The 19232-nt window shown below is 72.5% G+C and carries 20 protein-coding genes; 6 read left to right on the forward strand and 14 right to left on the reverse strand.

The features are described 5' to 3' along the window. Position 1: 1 nt before the first annotated feature. The 8 genes from ACFU9A_RS17405 to ACFU9A_RS17440 all read right to left on the reverse strand — a co-directional run bounded on the left by ACFU9A_RS17405 (position 2) and on the right by ACFU9A_RS17440 (position 7692). The gene (locus ACFU9A_RS17405) at positions 2-934 is read right to left on the reverse strand and encodes a carbohydrate ABC transporter permease (RefSeq protein ID WP_430576555.1); all 933 of its coding nucleotides are present in this window, start codon (positions 932-934) and stop codon (positions 2-4) included. Next, positions 931-1461: a hypothetical protein gene (locus ACFU9A_RS17410; RefSeq protein WP_430576556.1), complete on the reverse strand. Its 531-nt coding sequence runs from the start codon at positions 1459-1461 to the stop codon at positions 931-933. Before ACFU9A_RS17410 ends, ACFU9A_RS17405 begins: the two co-directional genes overlap by 4 nt. Then, entirely contained in the window at positions 1439-2719 is a 1281-nt protein-coding gene (locus ACFU9A_RS17415) for a glycoside hydrolase family 28 protein (protein ID WP_430576557.1), read from the reverse strand. The genes ACFU9A_RS17410 and ACFU9A_RS17415 overlap by 23 nt, the downstream gene beginning before the upstream one ends. A 97-nt stretch (positions 2720-2816) precedes the next feature. Further along, a complete protein-coding gene (locus tag ACFU9A_RS17420; RefSeq protein WP_430576558.1) occupies positions 2817-4325 on the reverse strand; it encodes an extracellular solute-binding protein in 1509 nt (502 codons plus the stop codon). 17 nt (positions 4326-4342) lie between these two features. Continuing rightward, entirely contained in the window at positions 4343-5008 is a 666-nt protein-coding gene (locus ACFU9A_RS17425) for a DUF624 domain-containing protein (protein WP_430576559.1), read from the reverse strand. Next, positions 5008-5988, reverse strand: a complete 981-nt coding sequence (locus tag ACFU9A_RS17430) for an ABC transporter permease (RefSeq protein WP_430576560.1) — start codon at positions 5986-5988, stop codon at positions 5008-5010. The genes ACFU9A_RS17425 and ACFU9A_RS17430 overlap by 1 nt, the downstream gene beginning before the upstream one ends. 394 nt (positions 5989-6382) lie before the next feature. Continuing rightward, complete coding sequence (locus ACFU9A_RS17435; protein ID WP_430576561.1) at positions 6383-6892, reverse strand: dihydrofolate reductase; 510 nt, start codon at positions 6890-6892, stop codon at positions 6383-6385. Further along, complete coding sequence (locus ACFU9A_RS17440) at positions 6889-7692, reverse strand: thymidylate synthase (protein WP_430576562.1); 804 nt, start codon at positions 7690-7692, stop codon at positions 6889-6891. The genes ACFU9A_RS17435 and ACFU9A_RS17440 overlap by 4 nt, the downstream gene beginning before the upstream one ends. 145 nt (positions 7693-7837) lie before the next feature. On the opposite strand from ACFU9A_RS17440, the gene ACFU9A_RS17445 reads away from it, so the two are divergent. Beyond that, positions 7838-9229 carry an NAD(P)/FAD-dependent oxidoreductase gene (locus ACFU9A_RS17445; RefSeq protein WP_430576563.1) on the forward strand — a complete coding sequence of 464 codons (1392 nt, stop codon included), beginning with the start codon at positions 7838-7840 and terminating at the stop codon, positions 9227-9229. A 21-nt stretch (positions 9230-9250) separates the two neighbouring features. Here ACFU9A_RS17445 and sigJ read toward each other — a convergent pair whose 3' ends face one another. Both sigJ and ACFU9A_RS17455 read right to left on the reverse strand, forming a co-directional pair. After that, complete coding sequence (gene sigJ, locus ACFU9A_RS17450; protein ID WP_430576564.1) at positions 9251-10168, reverse strand: RNA polymerase sigma factor SigJ; 918 nt, start codon at positions 10166-10168, stop codon at positions 9251-9253. A 52-nt stretch (positions 10169-10220) separates the two neighbouring features. After that, positions 10221-10970 carry an SDR family oxidoreductase gene (locus ACFU9A_RS17455; RefSeq protein ID WP_430576565.1) on the reverse strand — a complete coding sequence of 250 codons (750 nt, stop codon included), beginning with the start codon at positions 10968-10970 and terminating at the stop codon, positions 10221-10223. A gap of 203 nt (positions 10971-11173) precedes the next feature. On the opposite strand from ACFU9A_RS17455, the gene ACFU9A_RS17460 reads away from it, so the two are divergent. The 5 genes from ACFU9A_RS17460 to ACFU9A_RS17480 all read left to right on the forward strand — a co-directional run bounded on the left by ACFU9A_RS17460 (position 11174) and on the right by ACFU9A_RS17480 (position 15848). Further along, positions 11174-11689: an OsmC family protein gene (locus ACFU9A_RS17460; protein ID WP_430576566.1), complete on the forward strand. Its 516-nt coding sequence runs from the start codon at positions 11174-11176 to the stop codon at positions 11687-11689. After that, a complete protein-coding gene (locus ACFU9A_RS17465) occupies positions 11686-12555 on the forward strand; it encodes a hypothetical protein (RefSeq protein WP_430576567.1) in 870 nt (289 codons plus the stop codon). The genes ACFU9A_RS17460 and ACFU9A_RS17465 overlap by 4 nt, the downstream gene beginning before the upstream one ends. Before the next feature lie 16 nt (positions 12556-12571). Beyond that, positions 12572-13087 carry an SRPBCC family protein gene (locus ACFU9A_RS17470; RefSeq protein ID WP_430576568.1) on the forward strand — a complete coding sequence of 172 codons (516 nt, stop codon included), beginning with the start codon at positions 12572-12574 and terminating at the stop codon, positions 13085-13087. An 86-nt stretch (positions 13088-13173) separates the two neighbouring features. Beyond that, complete coding sequence (locus ACFU9A_RS17475) at positions 13174-14481, forward strand: aminotransferase (RefSeq protein ID WP_430576569.1); 1308 nt, start codon at positions 13174-13176, stop codon at positions 14479-14481. Positions 14482-14738: 257 nt separating this feature from the next. Further along, a complete protein-coding gene (locus ACFU9A_RS17480; protein ID WP_430576570.1) occupies positions 14739-15848 on the forward strand; it encodes a hypothetical protein in 1110 nt (369 codons plus the stop codon). Positions 15849-15981: 133 nt separating this feature from the next. On the opposite strand, the gene ehuA is transcribed toward ACFU9A_RS17480, so the two are convergent. Genes ehuA through ehuB form a run of 4 tightly spaced genes read right to left on the reverse strand, consistent with a single transcriptional unit; the run spans position 15982 to position 19132 of the window. After that, a complete protein-coding gene (gene ehuA, locus ACFU9A_RS17485; RefSeq protein WP_430576571.1) occupies positions 15982-16782 on the reverse strand; it encodes an ectoine/hydroxyectoine ABC transporter ATP-binding protein EhuA in 801 nt (266 codons plus the stop codon). A gap of 31 nt (positions 16783-16813) precedes the next feature. Further along, positions 16814-17455 (reverse strand): ectoine/hydroxyectoine ABC transporter permease subunit EhuD, encoded by a 642-nt coding sequence (gene ehuD / locus ACFU9A_RS17490; protein WP_430576572.1) that lies wholly within the window; start codon positions 17453-17455, stop codon positions 16814-16816. Then, positions 17452-18198, reverse strand: a complete 747-nt coding sequence (gene ehuC / locus ACFU9A_RS17495) for an ectoine/hydroxyectoine ABC transporter permease subunit EhuC (protein ID WP_430576573.1) — start codon at positions 18196-18198, stop codon at positions 17452-17454. Before ehuC ends, ehuD begins: the two co-directional genes overlap by 4 nt. Positions 18199-18202: 4 nt before the next feature. Then, positions 18203-19132, reverse strand: a complete 930-nt coding sequence (gene ehuB / locus ACFU9A_RS17500) for an ectoine/hydroxyectoine ABC transporter substrate-binding protein EhuB (protein ID WP_430576574.1) — start codon at positions 19130-19132, stop codon at positions 18203-18205. Between the last annotated feature and the right edge of the window lie 100 nt (positions 19133-19232).

Here is a 19232-nt window from a genome sequence, read left to right on the forward strand (position 1 = left end):
GTCAGCCCTTCACGGACCCGATCAGCGCGCCCTTGACGAAGAACCGCTGCACGAACGGGTAGACGATCAGCATCGGCAGGGTGGCGATGAAGATGACCGCCATCTTGACCGACTGCGCGGGCGGCACGACGTCCACGGCGCTCTCGTCCGCGTTCATGCCGCTGGCGACGATGACGATCTGACGCAGCAGCACCTGGATGGGCCACTTCGTCGAGTCGTTGATGTAGAGGATGGCGTTCTGGTACGTGTTCCAGTAGTACACGGCGTAGAAGAGGCCGATCGTCGCGATCGACGCGAGCGACAGCGGCAGCACGATCCGCAGGAACACCCCCAGGTCGGAGCAGCCGTCGATGCGCGCGGCCTCCTCCAGGCTGTCGGGGATGCCCTGGAAGAAGCTGCGCATGATGACGAAGTTGAAGGCGTTGATCGCCACCGGGAGGATCAGCGACCACAGCGAGTCGATGAGGCCCAGGCTGTTGACCACGATGAACGTGGGGATCATGCCGCCGCTGAACAGCATGGTGAACACCACGAGGAAGTTGATGACGCGGCGGCCGCGCAGGTACCGCTTCGACAGGGCGTACGCCATGAACGACGTGAGCAGCAGGCTCACGAAGGTGCCCACCACGGTGACGAACACCGAGACCCCCATCGCCCGGAAGATCGTCGACGTCGACAGGATGTACCGGTAGGCGTCGAGCGAGAACGTGCGCGGGACGAGCACGAACGGGCGGGTCGCGAGCTCCCCCGGCGTGGCCAGCGAGCTGCCGAGCACGTTGACGAACGGCAGCACGCACACCAGCGCGAACAGGGACAGGACGACCACGTTCACCACGCGGAAGACGCGCGTGCCCGTGGTGGGCCGGTGCATCCGGCCGGTGCGGTCGGCGCGCAGGGCGCGGTCGGGACGCGGCGGGGCGACGGTCTTGCTCATGGGGTGCTCCCGGTGTCGGGCAGGGTCTCGGTCAAGGGGCCGGTCAAGGGTCCGGTCGGGCGGGTCCGCCGCAGGGCGAACAGGCCCGCGGCGAGGAAGAACAGGAACGCGACCGGGTACAGCACGAGCTGGCTGCCGAGCAGGCACGCGAGCCCGGCGGCGAGGAACCACCAGCCCGTGGAGCGGCGGGCCGGGCGGCGGCGGGCGACGTAGACCCCCGCGGCCGCCACGAGCAGCACCACCACGAGGGTCAGCCCGAACCAGGCGGCCAGCGTGCGCGCGGCGTCGTAGGCGTCCGCCGACGCGAGGTCGACGCCCGCGTCCGTCATCGCCGGGTACAGGCGGGCGAGGAACGTCTCCTCGTCGGTGCGGTTCAGCACCAGCGCGAAGCCGCCCAGGAAGACAGCCGCCCCGACCATGCCCGCGACGGCCAGCCACGTCTCGGCCCGACGGCGCACGGGTGCGTCGGGCACGCCGTCGTCCGGCGCGGCGCGGCGCGCGGCGTCACGCACCGACGGGCTCGCCATCGACCCGCACCCCCTGAAGCCGCAGCGCGGGGCTCGCCTCGACGACGACGCCCGGGCCCTCGCAGCCCTCGATCCGCACCCGTGACAGGTCCGCGTTACCGACGAAGCCGAGGTGCAGGCCGGCGCGCCGCAGCTCGGGCACGCCGTCGGCCATCGCGGGGACGCCGGGCACCGCGTCGGCGGCGTAGGAGATCGTGACGTCGTCGAGCGTGACGTCGTCGAGCGGCTGCTCGGGCAGGCCGTAGAGGTAGCCGGCCGCCGCGTGCACGTCGCGCGCGGTGACGTGCGCGAGGTGGATGCGCCGGAACACCGGTGTCGACGGGCCCACCGGGTGCGGGGCCCGGTCGGCGACGCGCGGCTCATCGCCGTCCGGCCCGCAGAAGTAGAACGGGTTGATCACGAAGGGGCACATCACGCCGCGCATGACCACGTTGGTCACGCGGACGTCCTCGACCACGCCGCCGCGCCCGCGCCGGGACTTGATGCGGATACCGCGGTCGGTGCCCTCGAAGACGCAGTTGCTGATGACCACCCCGCGCACGCCGCCGCTCATCTCCGAGCCGATGACGACGCCGCCGTGGCCGTGCACCATCGTGCAGTTGGTGATGGCGATGTTCTCGCACGCGACCTGCTCCGGGTCGCGCTCGGTGCCCGCCTTGATCGCCACGCAGTCGTCGCCGACGTCGATGTGGCAGTCGCTGATCCGTACGTTGCGGCTCGACTCGGGGTCGATGCCGTCGGTGTTGGGCGAGTCCGGCGGGTTGACGACGACGACGTTGGAGATCGTCACCCCGTCGCACCGCAGCGGGTGCACCGTCCAGCTCGGGGAGTTGGTCAGGCGCACGTCGCGCAGGGTGACGCGCTCGCAGTCGTGCAGCCCCACCAGCGTCGGTCGGGGGTGGGCGAGCGCCTCCCGGTCGTGGCGGAACGTGTCCCACCACGGGCCGCCGCCGCCGTCGATGGTGCCGAACCCGGTGATCGCGACGTCCGTCTCGCCGGCCGCGTAGAGACACGGGGAGTGGATCGTGGCCGGGGCGCCCTCCCAGCGTGCCTCGACCGGCGGGTACAGCGCCGGGTCGGGCACGAACTGCAGCACGGCGCCCGCCTCGAGGCGCAGCTCCACGTGCGAGCGCAGGCGCAGCGCGCCCGTCCGGTGCGTCCCGGCGGGCACCAGCACGGTGCCGCCGCCCGCCGCCGCGGCGTCGTCGATCGCGGCCTGGAGGGTGGTCGTGGCCAGGGTCTCGTCGAGGGTGTGCACGTGTCGCCTCTCGGTGGTGCGCGAGCGTGGTGAGCGGGCTCCGGCCCCTGTCGGGGTCCGGCACGGCCGGAGCCCGCTCACCGCATCGGGGGTGGGGTCAGCCGTTGACCTCGGCGTACGCCGCCGAGTACTCCTCGATGATCTGGTCGAGGCCCTGGCCGCGGAGGCCGTCGATCACCGCGTCGTAGTCGGACATCTCGATCTGGCCGGTGATGTACTGGTTGTACGCGTCGTTCACCTGCTGCTCGATGGTCGACCACTGCCGGTCGAAGGTGTCCGAGGACAGCGACTGCGCCGGGTTGATGACGACGGCGTCCTCGTTGGCGGCCATCAGCTCGTTCGCCTCGTCCACGTACGGCGAGGTGGACTTGTACGTCACGACCTTCTCCGACGGCCGCGAGGAGGAGTACGGCTGCACCTCCTGCTCCCAGGCGGTCTCGTCCGTGATCGACACGACGCCGTCGCCCTCGGTCGCGTAGTGCGTGCCCTCGACGCCGTTGGTCATGAGCGCGAACGCGTCCTCGTCCATCAGCTTGTCGACGAAGGTCAGCACCTTCTTCAGCTCGGCCTCCGACGTCACCTCCTTCTTCGGGAAGGCGAGCCAGCCGCCCATGCCGCCGCCCGTGTCCGTGAGGATGCGGTGCTCGACGTCGGCCGTGCGCATGTCGTTGATCAGCGCCCACTTCATGGGCGTCTTCGGGTCCGCGCTCTCCGCGAGCGCCTGGTAGTTCTTCGCCTCGAACAGTCCGGTGACGACGATGCCGCCCTTGCCCTGTGCGATGGCGTCCTGCTGGTTCGACTTCTGGACGGTGACGAACTCCTGGTTGACCGCGCCCTCCTCGTAGACGCCGCGGTACCACTCCATCGCCTGCTTGAAGGCGTCGGTGGTGAACGCGGGCACGACCTGGCCGTCGTCGGTGACCTCGAACTTGTCGCCGGCGCCGAAGTACCCGGACAGCGACCGGAACCCGACGAGGAAGCTCTCCTCGCGGTCGATGAAGCCGGTGGTGTCCTTCTTGCCGTTGCCGTCCGGGTCGTCGTGGGTGAACGCCTCGGCGACCTTGGTGAGGTCCTCGATGGTGTGCGGCACCTCGAGCCCGAGGTTGTCCAGCCAGTCCTGGCGCACGAGGACGCCGTAGCGCGCCTTGATCTTCTGGAACGGCACGCCGTAGAGCTTGCCGTCGAGCTTCGCGGCCTCGAGCGTGTCGGGGTCGATCTGGGACAGGTTCGGGTAGTCGGCGAGGTACTGGTCGACGTCCCAGAACTGGCCGGAGCCGAGCGCCTGCCGCACCTGGGTGCTGTCCGTCATCGTGAGGGAGACGATGTCGGCGAGCTTGCCCGAGGCCAGCGCCGAGTTGATCTTCTCCTCCTTGGAGGCGTCCGGCACCCACTGCACGTCGAACTTCTGGCCGGTGTGCTCCTCCAGCGCCGACTCGATGACGCCGTCCTTCTCCGGCGTGGTCGGCGTGTGGAGCATCGCCATCCAGGTGAGGGGGCCGTCGTCGGCCTCCGCCGTGTCCCCGGACCCGTTGTTGCCGCAGGCGGCCAGGGCGAGCGCGGCGACGGCCGCCGTCGCCGCGCCCCGCACGAGCATGCCTCTCCTCATGGTCTGACTCCTTCGTGTCATGCCACCTGCTCCGTCGCAGGCGCGTGGATGGAACTGCGGTCGGGCGCGGCCGGCTGGTCCGGGTCCTGCGCCAGGGGTCGGAAGACGATGCGGGTGACGACGCCGACGGCGCAGGCCGGGATCCCCACCCCGAACAGCACCAGCAGGGGCGACGCGAACTGCCACAGCAGCCACCCGGTCAGGCCCACGGCGGTGGCGCCGAGGATGGTCCAGTGCAGCGAGCCGAAGCCGATCAGCAGGGCGCCGGCGAGCTGGCGGCCGACGGTCGCGGCACCGGTCGCGACCATCAGCGGGTAGACGTACGCGGCGGCGACGGCGAGCACGACCAGCGCGACGACGTTCAGCGCCTGGAGGGTCCAGCTCGGGGCGCGGAACACGTTGGTGACGATGACGGCGCCCGCGCCGGCGAGGATCCAGCTGACGACCATCGACCGCCACGGCTGCTCCCGGACGCCGGCGACGAACGCGCGCGTCACGGGCGGCGTCTCGCCGCGCCGGAACCAGCCGTCGACGTACCGCGCGAGCGCGTACGACGCGGGGCCGGCGCCGAGCAGCCCGAGCCCGAGGACGGTCGTCACGACCCAGAGCAGGTTGAGGTAGGCGAGCCGGTACGCGCCCGTGAGGAACGTGTTGATCCGGACGAAGCCCTCGAAGGAGAACATCAGTAGACGCCCTCTTCGCCGAAGCGCTTCGCGAGGCGGTTCGCCATGACGACGAGGACCAGGCCGACCAGCCCCTTGAAGAGCCCGACGGCGGCCGCGTAGCTGAGCTGACCGTTCTGGATGCCGGTCGTGTACACGTACGTGTCGAAGATCTCGCCGACCGAGCGGTTCAGGGAGTTCATCACCAGGAACATGTGCTCGAAGCCGAGCTCCAGGAAGTCGCCGATGGCGAGGATGAACATCACGATGATGGTGGGGCGGATCGCGGGGAGCGTGATGTGCCAGGTCTGGCGCATGCGGCCCGCGCCGTCGAGCTCGGCCGCCTCGTAGAGCTGGGTGTCGACCGCCGTCATGGCGGCGAGGTAGACGATGGTGCCCCAGCCGGCGCCCTTCCAGATCTCCTGGCCCACGTACAGCGGCCGCAGCCAGTCCGGGTCGGTGAGGAACGGGACGGGCTGGCCGCCCCACTCGACGATGAGGTTGTTGACCGCGCCGCCGTCCGTCGAGAGCAGCACGTAGAAGATCGACGCGACGATGACCCACGACATGAAGTGCGGCAGGTAGATGACCGTCTGGACGCTGCGCTGGAAGACCTTGGTGCGCACCTCGTTCAGCAGCAGCGCCAGGATGATCGGCACCGGGAACGCGAACACCAGCAGCAGGAGCGAGACCACCACGGTGTTGCGCAGCAGCACCAGGAACGTGTCCTCGGTGAAGAACCGCACGAAGTGCTCGAACCCGACCCACGGGCTGCCGCCGATCCCGAGGAACGGCATGTAGTCCTGGAAGGCGATGACGAGCCCGCCCATGGGCGCGTACTTGAATACCAGGAAGTACAGGATCCCCGGCACGGCCATGAGGTAGAGCGCCTTGTGCTTCCACAGCGCCGACGCGCGCTTGCGGCGCGGGCCCGCCGGCGCGGGGCCGGGTGCCGGTGCCGCCTCCGGCGCGGCCGTCTGCGCGGCGGTGACGGCGCTCATCGCGCCGGCCCTTCGTCGTACGTCACAACCACCATGGGTGTGCCCCTCTGCTCGTCGTCGAGCTGGTCGCGCTCCCTGGTGAAGACGCGCCGGTAACCGGTTTCTCGGACGCTACCGGACGGTTGCCGGAATCGGCAAGCGCCTTCCAACAATCGGTGTCGAGATCGTGAAGCTCAGCCCGCTGGGGCCCGCGTCACCGAGGTGGTCGGGTGCCGCGAGGCAGCGCGGATCCCTGGCGGTCGTCGACGACTCCGCGAGGTGGTCGACAGGCCGCGAGGTGGTCGACAGGCCGCGAGGTGGTCGACAGACCCGCGAGGCGCGGACCGCGCCGCGGTGGTCCGCGCCAGGGTGCTGTGCGCACGACCTCGCGTGGAGCCCGGCTACCTCGCGGGGGTCAGCGCGCGGCGTAGACGCGCACGCGGTGGCGCAGGGTGCCCGGGCCGGACGACGTGGCCCAGGCGCCGGTGTCGACGACCTCCCAGACCGCGCCGTCGACGGCGGGCGCGTACGCGTCGCCCTCGACGGCGAGGTCGACCTCCGTGACGACGAGCCGGTCCGCGACGGGCAGCGCGGCGGCGTAGACCTCGCCGCCGCCCATGACCCACACCTCGTCGCCGCCGGGTGCGGCGGCCGCGAGCGCCAGGCCCTCCTCGAGCGAGGAGGCGACGACCGCGCCGCCGTCCGACCAGCCGGGCCGCCTGGTGACGACCACGTTGGTGCGGCCGGGCAGGGGGCGGTGCGGCAGCGACTCCCAGGTGCGGCGGCCCATGACCACCGGGTGGCCCGCGGTGGTGGCCTTGAAGTGCGCGAAGTCCTCGGGGACGCGCCAGGGGATGTCGCCGGACGCGCCGATGACGGGGCGGCCCGCGGCGTCGTGCGCCTGGGCCCAGATCAGGCCGATCACACCGCGACCGGGGCCTTGATGCCGGGGTGGTGCTGGTAGCCGAGCACCTCGACGTCCTCGAACTCGTAGTCGAAGATCGAGTCGCGCGGCGCGAGGCGCAGCGTCGGGTACGGGTACGGGTCGCGCGCGAGCTGGGTGCGCACCTGCTCGACGTGGTTGTCGTAGACGTGGCAGTCGCCGCCCGTCCAGACGAACTCGCCCACCTCGAGGCCGGTCTGCGCCGCCACCATGTGCGTGAGCAGCGCGTACGACGCGATGTTGAACGGCACGCCGAGGAACAGGTCAGCGGAGCGCTGGTAGAGCTGGCAGCTGAGCTTCCCGTCGGCCACGTAGAACTGGAACAGCAGGTGGCAGGGCGGCAGCGCCATGTCGGCGAGCTCGGCCACGTTCCACGCGCTGACGATGAGGCGGCGGGAGTCCGGGTCGACCTTGATCTGGTCGATCACGCCCGCGATCTGGTCCACGTGCTGCCCGTCGGGAGTGGGCCAGGACCTCCACTGCACGCCGTAGACCGGGCCCAGCTCGCCCTCCGGCGACGCCCACTCGTCCCAGATCGACACGCCGTGCTCCTGCAGCCACCGCACGTTGGAGTCGCCGCGCAGGAACCACAGCAGCTCGTACGCCACCGACTTCAGGTGCACGCGCTTGGTGGTGATCAGCGGGAAGCCCTGCTGCAGGTCGTACCGCAGCTGCCGGCCGAACACGCTGCGCGTGCCCGTCCCGGTGCGGTCCTCCTTGTGCGTGCCGTGCTCCAGCACCTCGCGCAGGAGGTCCTCGTACGGGGTGGGGATGGCGGCCATGCGGAAACCCTACGACCCCGCGGACGCCCTCGGCGGCGCGGCTGCCCGCGCGTCTCCGACGTCACACCGCCCGCGTGTCACGCCACCACCCGCTGCGTGGTCGACGTGGTGAGAGCGCCCGACGGGCGCGGCACAGGAGGCAGTGATGCGACGCATCGTGATCGTCGGTGGCGGGTACGCGGGGTTCACGGCGGCCCGTGAGCTGGAGAAGGGGCTGCGGCGCGAGCTGCGCCGCGGCGAGGTCGAGCTGACCCTGGTGGACCCGCGCCCGTACATGACGTACCAGCCGTTCCTGCCGGAGGTGGTGGCCGGGTCGGTGGAGGCGCGGCACGCGGCGGTGGCTCACCGCGGCCACCTGCGCCGGACGCGGCTGGTGGACGGGTCGGTCGTGCGGATCGACCACGCGGACCGGGCCGTCGTGGTGCGGCCGCGCTCGGGCGGCACCTCCCGCCTGCCGTACGACACGGTCGTCGTGACGGCGGGCGCGGTGACGCGGGTGTTCCCGGTCCCCGGTGTGGCGGAGCACGCGATCGGGATGAAGCACGTCGAGGAGGCCGTGGCGATCCGCGACCGGCTGCTCACGTCGTTCGACCGGGCGGCGGGCCTGCCGCGCGGCGCCGAGCGCGAGCGGCTGCTCACGGTGACGTTCGTGGGCGGCGGGTTCTCCGGCGTGGAGGGCTTCGCGGAGCTGCTGTCGCTGGCCCACGACCTGCTCCCCCGCTACCCGGAGATCGACGCCGCCGAGCTGCGGTTCCACCTGGTCGAGCGCAGCGGCCGGATCCTGCCGGAGGTGACGGAGCGCCCGGGCCGCTGGGTGGTCGAGCAGCTCGAGCGGCGCGGCGCCCACGTGCACCTCGGCACGGCGCTGGAGTCGGCGTCCGGCGGCGTCGTCGCCCTCTCGACGGGCGAGAGGTTCGCGTCGGGCCTGCTCGTGTGGACGGCGGGCAACGCGGCGAACCCGGTGGTCGCGACCCACACCGACCTGCCGGTCGACGCGCGCGGGTACGTCGTCGTGCGGCCCGACCTGCGGGTCGGCACCGACGACGCCCCGGTCGACGACGCGTGGGCCGCGGGCGACGGCGCGGCGGTCCCCGACCTCGCGGCGCCCCGTCCGGGCGCGCTGGCCGTGCCGAACGCCCAGCACGCGGTGCGGCAGGGGCGGCGCCTGGCACGCAACCTCGTCGCGACGCTGCACGGGCGCCCCACCCGCCCCTACGTGCACGGCAGCCTCGGCGTCATCGCGACGCTGGGCCTGGGCTCGGGGATCTTCCAGTTCCGCCGGCTGGTGGTGAAGGGGCGGCTCGCGTGGCTGATGCACCGCGGCTACCACCTGCTCGCCATCCCGACGTGGGAGCGCAAGGCCCGCGTGCTCGCCGTCTGGCTCACCGCCGTCGTGTTCGGGCGGGACGTCGTCTCGCTCGCCTCGGTCCAGACGCCGCGCGCCGCGTTCGCCGCTGCGACCGCGCCCGACACGCCCGGCACGGAGGACGCGTCGGCGGCGGAGGACGAGCGCGCGGACGTGCCGCTGCACGCCTGAGGAGGTGCCGCCGGCGCGGGCTCAGCCCGCGACGGCGTAGCCCGTGAGCTTGTCGGGGTTGACCTGCACGTACACGTGCTCCACGCGCCCGGCGACGACGTCGAGCGCCAGCAGCGCGTGGGGCGCGCCGTCGAGGTCGACGACGAGCGCCGGCAGGCCGTTGGCCTCGACGACCCGCACCTCGCCCGCGTCCCAGAACTTGCGCCACACGTTGTCGAGGAACAGGGCGACCCGGGCCAGGCCCACGAGCTCCACCTTCGAGGCGTGCACCCGGCCGCCGCCGTCGGGCCGCGCGACCACGTCGTCCGCGAGGTAGCGCTCGAAGCGCGCGAGGTCGCCCTCGTGCGCGGCGGCCACGAACTCGTCGAGCAGCCGCCGGTGCTCGCCCGGGTCGACGGGGACGGCCTCGCGGCGGCCGAGGCGCTCGCGGGCGCGGCGCGCGAGCTGGCGCGCGTTCGCCTCCGTGAGGTCCAGGATCTCCGCCACCCGGCGGTGCGGGTACCCGAACGCCTCCCGCAGCACGTACACGGCGCGCTCCAGCGGGGTGAGCCGCTCCAGGAGCAGCAGCGTCGCCAGCTCGAGGGCCTCGGCCCGCTCGGCGCCGAGCGCCGGGTCACCGGAGGTGTCGACCGGCTCCGGCAGCCACGGCCCCACGTACGTCTCCCGGCGCGCCCGCGCCGACGTCGCCGCGGTGATCGCGAGCCGGGTCGTCACGGTGGTGAGGAACGCCGCCGGGTTGTGCACCGCGGCCCGGTCGGTGCCCTGCCAGCGCACCCAGGCGTCCTGCACGACGTCCTCCGCCTCCGCCACCCCGCCGAGCATGCGGTAGGCGATGCCGAACAGCTGCGGGCGGACGGCGAGGAACGCGTCGAGCGCCCCGGCCCCCTCGGTCTCGTCGAGGGCGCCGGGGCGCTCGGGCGCGGTGGGGCGCGTCGTCATGCGGTCACGCTACGCCGCGACCCACGGACACGGCAGGGGTGGCCGGCGACGGTCACACGGCCGCCCCGGCGGCGAAGTCCGCGAAGGACACCGCACCGACGCGCGCGTCGCCCTGCGGCACGATCGAGTCCTCCACGAGGACGGCGCCGAAGTACGGCGCCGCCGGGTCGGCCACGACCTCGCGGTCGTCACCGGCGCCAGCCAGCACCGCGCGGACGAACTCGTCGAACCGCACCCGGTCCGGGCCGGCCACGTCGTACGTCTCCCCGCGCGGGTCGCCCGCCGCGGCCTCGGCCACGAACCGTGCGACGTCCGCCGACGCGACGGGCTGGAACGCGACCGGCGGGATCCGCACCACGCCGTCGACGGTGGCGCCGTCGGCGATCCGCGGGCCGAACTCGAAGAACTGGGTGGCCCGCACCACCGTCCAGCCGACGCCGCCGGCGTGCACCATCTCCTCCTGCGCCACCTTGGCGCGCAGGTACCCGGAGTCCGGGTTCCGGTCGGCGCCGACGATCGACAGCACCACGTGGTGCCGCACGCCGGCGCGCGCCTCGGCGTCGAGCAGCGTGCGCGTCGACGTCGTGAAGAAGCGGAGCACGTCGTCCGGCGCGAACGACGGCGAGTTCGACACGTCCACGACGACGTCGGCGCCCGCGAGCGCCTCGTCCACGCCCTGGCCCGTCAGGGTGTCCACCCCGGTGCTGGGCGCGGCCGCGACGGCCTCGTGCCCGGCGTCCGTGAGGTGCGCGACGACCTGCTTCCCGATGAGACCCGTCCCACCGACGACCACGATCTTCATGCGAGTGTCCTCTCTGCGGTGCGCGGCCCGGTGGCCGCCCGACACCCTCTCGACCGCGGCCCCGGGCGTTCCGTGACACCCCGTGCGCGGTGAGCCCCGTCACATCGCCCGGCGCGGCCGGGGCGCCGGAATCGGCCGGCACCTCCGCACGTTCTCCTCGGGACGCCCGGACGTCCCCGGGCACGCAGTGGGAGGATCACCTCATGACGGACCAGACCACCACCGAGACCGCCGCCGGCCCCGAGACCGACACGGCGGCCCCCGTGACCCCGTCGCCCACGGACCCGCTGTGGGTGGAGCGCACCGGCACCCGGACCTACCGCGGCTTCTCCGCGCGCGGAGCGACCGTCGAGGTCGGGCCCGTCGAGGCCGGCGCCGTGTTCACCCCCGGCGAGCTGCTCAAGATCGCGCTCGCCGCGTGCGCGGGGATGAGCAGCGACACCAAGTTCGCCCGCGTGCTGGGCGACGCCTACGAGGCCGTGATCCGCGTCGAGGACGCGAAGGACATGGACGAGGACCGGTACCCGGTGCTCACGGAGCGGTTCGAGATCGACCTGTCCGGGCTGGACGAGGCGTCGCGCAACAAGACCCTGCTGCTGGCGCAGCGCTCGATCGACCGCGCCTGCACGGTGGGCCGCACCCTCAAGGCGGGCGCCCTCGTGCCCCCGGCCGTGTTCGAGCAGCCGGCGCGCGACGGCGCGGAGGGCGCCGCGTCGTGACCGGCGGCACGGGCGGCGAGGTCGTCCCCCAGGAGGAGCGCCGCGGCGACGTCGAGCTGCGGGACGAGGCGGAGCGCCGCGAGGCGTGGGCGGAGTACCGGTCGACGCCGCTGCTCGACGCGCTCCTCGACAAGGCGGTGACGATCCCGTCGGCGGCGATCCACAAGCACGTGGACAGGCTGCGCGCGCGCAACCCCGAGGCCGACCCCGCCGGCATCGTGCGGATCCTGGAGAAGGAGTACCTCACGCTGCTCACGACGGCCGGCGGCGCGGTGGGCGCGGCGGCGGCCGCGCCGTCGGTCGGGACGGCGGCTGCGACCGCCCTGACCACCGGCGACGTCGCGACCTTCTTCGCGTCGTCGGCCGCGTTCGCGCTCGCCGTCGCCGACGTCCACGGCATCGAGATCGACGACGTGCCGCGCCGGCGCGCCCTGCTGCTGGCCACCGTGCTGGGCGACCGGGGCGCGCGCGACGTGGAGCTCGCGATCGGCGGCTCGACCGTCGCGTGGGGCAAGGTGCTGCTCACCTCCATGCCGCAGACCACGATCAAGCGCGTCAACCGGACCCTCGCCCGCCAGTTCCTCAAGCGGCAGGTGGCCAAGCAGGGGTCGCTGGCGCTCGGGCGCCTGCTGCCGTTCGGCGTGGGCGTCGTCGTGGGCGTCGCGGGCGGGCGGGCCCTGGGGCACGGCGTCGTGGCGCAGTCGCGGCGCGCGTTCGGCCCTCCGCCCGACCACTTCCCGCGCGTCGTGGAGGCCGTGCTCGAGCCCGGCGAGGAGGTCCCCGAGCTGCGCGCGCTGGAGGCCCCACGCCGCACGTCGCCCAGCCGATGGCTGCCGCGCCGCAGGCGCAAGGACGACGCGTCGTGACCGGCGGGCGGGTCCGATGACGGGCCGGCAGCGCCACGCCCGCCGCGTCGAGGTCGCGCGGGTCGTGCCGGTCGAGGCGTCCGTCGCGTACGCCTGGGTGGCGGACCTGCGCACGCACCCGCGGTGGATCCTCGCCACCCGCCTCCAGGGCCCCGCGGGCGGCGGGCCCGAGGTGGGCGACCGGTACGCGATGGCGAGCGGGCCGGGCGTGGGCCGCGACCCGGGCACGGCCCTCGGCCGGCTGGTCCTCCTCGACCGCATGGTCGTGGAGCAGCTCGAGCGCCCGTCGACGTCGGCGGCCCGCGTGGGCCGCACCCGGCTGCGCAAGCTCGGGCCGGTGCTGCTCGGCGAGGCCGGGTTCGACGTCGTGCCGATGGACGAGCGGCGCTGCCGCGTCGTGTGGTGGGAGGAGGCCTACCTGGCCGGGCCGCTCCCCCGCGCGGTCACCGACCCGCTCGCCGCGCTGGCGCTGCGCGGGTTCATGCAGGTGTCGCTGGCCCGGCTCGCGCGCCTGCTCTCCCGGCACGCCTGACCTCCGCCGGACCCGCCGCCTGACCCGCCGCCCGACCTGTGGGACGCCCTGCCGCGCGCCCGGGGTCGGCCGGTACAGTCCGTGAGGTGAGCACCGAGGGTTCCACCGCGCCGTCGTCCACCACCCCGTCCGCCGACCGGGCCGCCGATCTGGCCACCAGGCTCGACGACCTGCGCCGCGAGTACGCGGACCTGCAGTCCCGCGGGCTGAAGCTCGACCTCACGCGCGGCAAGCCGTCCGCCGAGCAGCTCGACCTCGCCGAGCCGCTGCTCGCGCTGCCCGGCGAGGGCCACCACGTGGCGGAGGGCGGCACGGACACGCGCAACTACGGCGGGCTCGCCGGGCTCCCCGAGCTGCGGCGCATCTTCGCCGAGCTGCTCGGCGTGCCGACGGAGCAGCTCCTGGCGCAGGGGAACGCGTCGCTCACCCTCATGTACGACACCGTGGTGCAGGCGCTGCTGTTCGGCGTGCCCGGGTCGGAGCGGCCGTGGTCGCGGGAGGAGCAGATCACGTTCGTCTGCCCCGTGCCCGGCTACGACCGGCACTTCGCGATCTGCGAGGAGCTGGGCATCCGCATGGTCACCGTGCCCATGACCCCCGACGGCCCCGACGCCGAGGCGGTGGCCGCCCTGGTCGCCGACGACCCCACGGTCAAGGGCCTGTGGGCCGTCCCCACCTACGCCAACCCGGACGGCTCCGTCGTCTCCGAGGCCGTGGCCCGCCGCCTGGTCTCGATGCCCGCCGCGGCGCCCGACTTCCGCATCTTCTGGGACAACGCCTACGCCGTGCACCACCTCACGGAGCACGAGGCCAAGTCGGCCAACGCGATCGACCTCGCCGCCGAGGCGGGCAACCCCGACCGCGTCCTCATGTACGCGTCGACGTCGAAGATCACCTTCGCCGGCTCGGGGGTCGCGTTCTTCGCGTCCTCCCCGGCCAACGTCTCCTGGTTCACGAAGCACCTCGGCATCCGGTCCATCGGCCCGGACAAGGTCAACCACCTCCGGCACGCGATGTTCTTCGGCGACGCCGAGGGCGTGCGGGCCCACATGCGCAGGCACCGCGACATCCTCGCGCCGAAGTTCAGCGCCGTCGTGGACATCCTCGACGAGCGCCTGGGCGACGCCGGCGTGGCGACCTGGACGCGGCCCGACGGCGGGTACTTCGTGTCGGTGGACGTCGTGCCGGGCACGGCCGCGCGCGTCGTGCAGCTCGCCAAGGAGGCCGGCATCGCGCTGACCCCTGCCGGAGCCACGTATCCGTACGGCCGCGACCCGCAGGACCGCAACATCCGCCTCGCGCCCTCGATGCCCCCGCTGGACGAGGTGCGCGTCGCGATGGACGGCGTCGCGACCTGCGTGCTGCTCGCCGCCGCGGAGGCCGCCGCGTCCTGACCCAGCCTGCGTGGGTGTGATCCTCGCCCCGTCCCGCGTCGGGACGGGGCCGCGGTCACACCCGCAACGTGCGGGAACACAGGATCTTCGCGCTTCCTCACAGGGCGGGTCACGACGGCCCGCTGCGACCTGCACACGCTCGTCCTAGGCTGCTGGGGACGCCCGCGGCAGACGCCGGAGCCCGCGGCGCGCGGCCCTGGTGCCGGCGGGTGCGGCGGGTGTCGGACCGACTCCCCGACCCCTGGACCTGACGCTTCGTGACCTCTTCCTCCCGCACCCCCGACCCGAGCGGCCCGGCCGACGAGCCGCGCGCCGAGGCCCCCAAGACCCGGCTCTCGCTCACGCAGATCGTGGCCAGCGCGCTCGCCGCGGTGAGCGCCACGGTGCTCATGTCGTTCTTCGGCGTCGCCGGGACGATCATCGGTGCCGGCCTCGCGAGCGTCGTCACCGTGATCGGCAACTTCTTCTACACGCGGTCGATCGAGAAGACGCACGAGCAGCTCAAGCCCGTCGTGACGCAGCTCGCGTCGAAGTCCCGCCGCACCACGGAGACGTCGCACGGTACGGTCGTGACCGTCGCGGACGCCGGTGGCGGGACGGCGGTCGAGACCCCCGTGACCACCGGGTCCGCCGCCGACCCCCTGCCCGGCGGCGACGACGGCCCGACCGACGGCGGCGACCCCGCCGGCTCGGAGGAGCCCGCGGAGGAGCCCCGCAACGCGTGGCTGCGGTTCGTCGAGAAGCACGGCACGAAGAAGGTGCTCGCGGTGTCGGCGGCGGCGCTGTTCGTCGTCGTCATGGGCGTGGTGCTGGTGATCGAGCTCGCGATCGGCAAGCCGCTGTCCGACGCGGTGCGCGGGCAGGAGGGGTCCGGCACGAGCATCAGCCGCAGCTCCACGGACTCCGGCGGCTCCACGCCCGACCCGACGCCGTCCGGCCCCGCCGAGGACCCGGCGAACGTGCCCGGCGACCAGAGCACCGGCGACCCCACGACCGGCACCACCGACGGGTCCACGGACGGCACCACCGACACCCCGACGCAGGAGCCCGCACCGGACCCGACCGGCGGCACCGACTCCGGCACGGACCCCTCCACGGGCGGCGGCACCGACGGGGGCACCGACGGCTCCACGGACGGCACGACCGACGGCGGCACCGACTCCGGCACGTCCGGCGGGACCGACGGCGGCACGACGGGGGACGGCTCCGACGGCGGCACCACCGGGGGCGGGACCGACACCGGCAGCGGCACGGACACGGGCACGGGCACCGGGAGCGGCTCGACGGACGCCGAGCAGGGCACCGGCACCTCCTCCGGCGGGTCCGCCCAGGAGGGCGCGAGCCCCACTCCGACCCCCGCGTCCTGACCCGCCCCACCGCGCCCGGACGCCGAACAGGCAGTTGCCCCCGGTATGACGCGTCGCGGCGCGTCATACCGGGGGCAACTGCCTGTTCGGCACCCGAGGGGTGCGTGTTCGGCACCCGAGGGGTGCGGCGGGCTCAGCCGAGCACGGCCTTGAGGAACTCCTGGGTGCGCTCGTGCTTGGGGTTGGTGAACATCGTCTCGGGGTCCGCCTCCTCGACGATCCGCCCGTGGTCGAACATCAGCACGCGGTTCGACACCTCGCGGGCGAACTGCATCTCGTGCGTCACCAGCAGCATCGTGATGTCGGTGGTCTGCGCGATCTCGCGGAGCACGCCGAGCACGTCCGCCACGATCTCCGGGTCGAGGGCGGACGTGACCTCGTCGAGCAGCAGGATCTCGGGGTCCATCGCCAGCGCGCGGGCGATCGCCACACGCTGCTGCTGGCCGCCGGAGAGCTGCGTGCAGCGTGCGTCACGCTTGTCCGACATCCCGACCTGCTCGAGCAGCTGCTCGGCCCGCTCGATCGCGTCCTTCTTGGACAGCCCGAGCACGTGCACGGGCGCCTCGATGATGTTCTCCAGCACCGTCATGTTGGGGAACAGGTTGAACTGCTGGAACACCATCCCCACGCGGTTGCGCACCACGCGGCGGCGCTTCTCGGAGATCTCGACCCACTTGTCGCCCTTGTACTCGTGCGTGTAGGGGTCGCCGTCGATGAGGATGAGGCCGCCGTTCGCCTCCTCCAGCGTCATCAGCAGGCGCAGGATCGTCGTCTTGCCGGAGCCCGACGGGCCGATCAGCGTGACCCGGTCGCCCTGGGCGACCGAGAAGTTCAGCCCGTCGAGCACGACGTTGTCGCCGAAGCGCTTGGTCACGTCCCGGAACTCGATGGCGGGTGTGTTCCCTGCGGGGGAAGCACTCGTCGATGTGGTCATGGTCTGGCTCCCAGCGGAGGTCGTCGTCGGGTCAGGCAAGGCGGGTCTCCATCCGTCGCACGAGCAGCGAGGTGGGGTAGCTCACCAGCAGGAAGAGCAGGCCCACCATCGTGATCGGCTCGATGTACGAGTAGGTGAGGGCGCCGTAGGCCTGCGCCGCCGAGTACATCTCGACCACGGTGATCGCGAAGAGGAACGGCGTCTCCTTGAACATCGACACGGCGTAGTTCCCCAGGCCCGGCAGGGTCTTGCGGATCGCCTGCGGCAGGATGATCGCGAGCCACGTCCGCGACCTCGGCAGGTTGAGCGCCTTGGCCGCCTCCCACTGGCCGGGCGGGACCGCCTCGATCCCTGCGCGGTACACCTCGGACATGTACGTCGCGTAGTGCACGCCGAGCACGCCGAAGCCGATGACGAGCGGTGGCACGTCGACCAGCAGCAGCCAGACGAAGACGAGCTGCACCAGCAGCGGTGTCATGCGGATGAAGTCGACGACGAGGCGCAGCGGTCCGCGGACCCACCGGGTCGGCGTGCGCATGGCCAGGGCGATCACCAGCCCCAGGATCGAGGCGATGACCATGCCGACGATCGTCGCCTCGATGGTCACGACCAGACCTCGGAGCAGCTCGGGGAGCACGTCCCAGGCGATCTCCCAGTCCCAGATGTCACTCATGCCACGCCCCCCTTCACGCGAGCGATCTCGGTCGGGACGCCCGGCTTCAGGCCGAGGACGTCACGCATCCGCGGACGCGAGCCGCGACCGAGCCGACGCTTGGCACGCTCCTCGAGCCAGTTCATCCCCCAGGTGAGGACGTAGGCGATCACGAAGTAGATGACGAGACCGATCCCGTAGCTGAAGAACGTGTCGCGGGTGTCCCTCTGGAGCTCGTCGATCCACCAGTACACGTCGTGCAGGGTGATGTAGAACGCCAGTGCCGAGCCCTTGAGGAGCTGGATCAGCAGGTTCGCCAGTTGGGGGATCATCAGCGCCCAGGCCTGCGGGAACACCACCCGGCGTACCTTGTGGAACCAGCCCAGGTTGAGGGCCGTCGCGGCCTCCCACTGGCCGGTGGGGACGGACTCGATGGAGCCGCGCACCACCTCGGCCGCGTACGCGCCGTAGTTGAGGCCCAGGGCGACGATGGCGACCGTGAGCGCCTCCATCTTGAAGCCGAGTTGCGGCAGCACGTAGAAGAGCCAGAAGATCTGGACCACCAGCGACGTGCCGCGGAAGAACTCGATCACCACCCGGGACGGCCCGCGCACCCAGAGGGTCCGGGTGCGCGAGCCGAAGCCCAGCACCAGCGCGACCACCATGGCGAGCACGGCGCCGCCGAGCGTCATCTCGAGCGTGACGAGGACCGCGTCGCCCAGGTTCGGGAGCCGGTCGATCAGTGCCTGAAGATCGTCTGACATGTGGTCAGGAGTCCAGCCCCAGCTGGTCCTGGATGGCTCCGAGGTCGCCGTCGCAGAGCATGTCGGCGGTCAGCCCCTCCGGCGGGAACTCCGCCTCGGTGAAGCCGAAGGGCTCCATGATCTCGAGCCACTTGTCCTTGTCGCCGGTGATCTTGGCGAGCTCCTCGTTGTAGGCGTCCCGCAGCTCGGTGTCGCCCTTGCGGAAGACCTCGGAGCCGGCGCCGATCTGAGGCACGCCGTCGATCGACGCGACGAACGCGTCCGTGGCCTCGACGTCCTCGTCGGTGCTGTCGGCGAGCGCACGGATCGAGATGCCCGTGAGCGCGAACGCGTCGGCGCGGCCGGTCACGACGGCGTTGAGACCGTCCGTCGAGTCGCCGACCGTGATCGTCTTGACGCCCGTGGACTTGGCGTAGCCGTCCTCGATCGCGCCGCTCGTGACGGCGATGGTCAGGCCCGAGTCCTCCACCGACTGCCAGTCGGTCAGCTGGTCGGGGTTGCCCTTCGGCACGAGGAACGCCGTGGTGTACATGATGGTGGGCTCGGCGAACTCCGCCGCCTTGCAGCGGTCCGGAAGGATCGACATGCCCGCGGACACCGTGTCGTACCGGTCGGCGTTCAGCCCCGGGATGAGCGAGTTCCACTCCGTCTGGGTGCCCTGGACGTCGTCGGCACCGAGCGACGCGAAGATCTCCTTGTCGAGGGCGATCGTCGCGCCGGTGAGCTCGTCGCCGTCCTTGTAGCTGTACGGCTTCTCGCCGTTGAAGGCGACGTTGACCGTCCCGGCGTCCTTGATCTTCTGCAGGGTCGATCCACCGCCGCCGCCCGTGCCGCCGTCGTCGACGCTGGAGCAGGCGGTCAGGGCGGTCATGGTGAGGACGGAGCCGACGGCGAGGATCGCCCGGCGGCGCTTCGTGGTCCTGATGGACGACACGGTGTCTCCCTTCCGTGCCCGGGCGGGAGTCGCGCCGGGCTGTTGGGTCTGGACGGTGCGACACCGTAGCCGTGATGCCGACGCGATGACAATCTATGTA

Source organism: Isoptericola sp. NPDC057653, from assembly GCF_042799955.1.
Lineage (GTDB): Bacteria > Actinomycetota > Actinomycetes > Actinomycetales > Cellulomonadaceae > Isoptericola.

Excerpts from the sequence above, each read along its gene's own strand:
- ACFU9A_RS17405 (WP_430576555.1), bottom strand. The coding sequence starts at position 934 with ATGAGCAAGACCGTCGCCCCGCCGCGTCCCGACCGCGCCCTGCGCGCC.
- ACFU9A_RS17410 (WP_430576556.1), bottom strand. The coding sequence starts at position 1,461 with ATGGCGAGCCCGTCGGTGCGTGACGCCGCGCGCCGCGCCGCGCCGGAC.
- ACFU9A_RS17420 (WP_430576558.1), bottom strand. The coding sequence starts at position 4,325 with ATGAGGAGAGGCATGCTCGTGCGGGGCGCGGCGACGGCGGCCGTCGCC.
- ACFU9A_RS17425 (WP_430576559.1), bottom strand. The coding sequence starts at position 5,008 with ATGTTCTCCTTCGAGGGCTTCGTCCGGATCAACACGTTCCTCACGGGC.
- ACFU9A_RS17430 (WP_430576560.1), bottom strand. The coding sequence starts at position 5,988 with ATGAGCGCCGTCACCGCCGCGCAGACGGCCGCGCCGGAGGCGGCACCG.
- ACFU9A_RS17440 (WP_430576562.1), bottom strand. The coding sequence starts at position 7,692 with ATGGCCGCCATCCCCACCCCGTACGAGGACCTCCTGCGCGAGGTGCTG.
- ACFU9A_RS17445 (WP_430576563.1), top strand. The coding sequence starts at position 7,838 with ATGCGACGCATCGTGATCGTCGGTGGCGGGTACGCGGGGTTCACGGCG.
- sigJ (WP_430576564.1), bottom strand. The coding sequence starts at position 10,168 with ATGACGACGCGCCCCACCGCGCCCGAGCGCCCCGGCGCCCTCGACGAG.
- ACFU9A_RS17455 (WP_430576565.1), bottom strand. The coding sequence starts at position 10,970 with ATGAAGATCGTGGTCGTCGGTGGGACGGGTCTCATCGGGAAGCAGGTC.
- ACFU9A_RS17460 (WP_430576566.1), top strand. The coding sequence starts at position 11,174 with ATGACGGACCAGACCACCACCGAGACCGCCGCCGGCCCCGAGACCGAC.
- ACFU9A_RS17470 (WP_430576568.1), top strand. The coding sequence starts at position 12,572 with ATGACGGGCCGGCAGCGCCACGCCCGCCGCGTCGAGGTCGCGCGGGTC.
- ehuA (WP_430576571.1), bottom strand. The coding sequence starts at position 16,782 with ATGACCACATCGACGAGTGCTTCCCCCGCAGGGAACACACCCGCCATC.
- ehuD (WP_430576572.1), bottom strand. The coding sequence starts at position 17,455 with ATGAGTGACATCTGGGACTGGGAGATCGCCTGGGACGTGCTCCCCGAG.
- ehuC (WP_430576573.1), bottom strand. The coding sequence starts at position 18,198 with ATGTCAGACGATCTTCAGGCACTGATCGACCGGCTCCCGAACCTGGGC.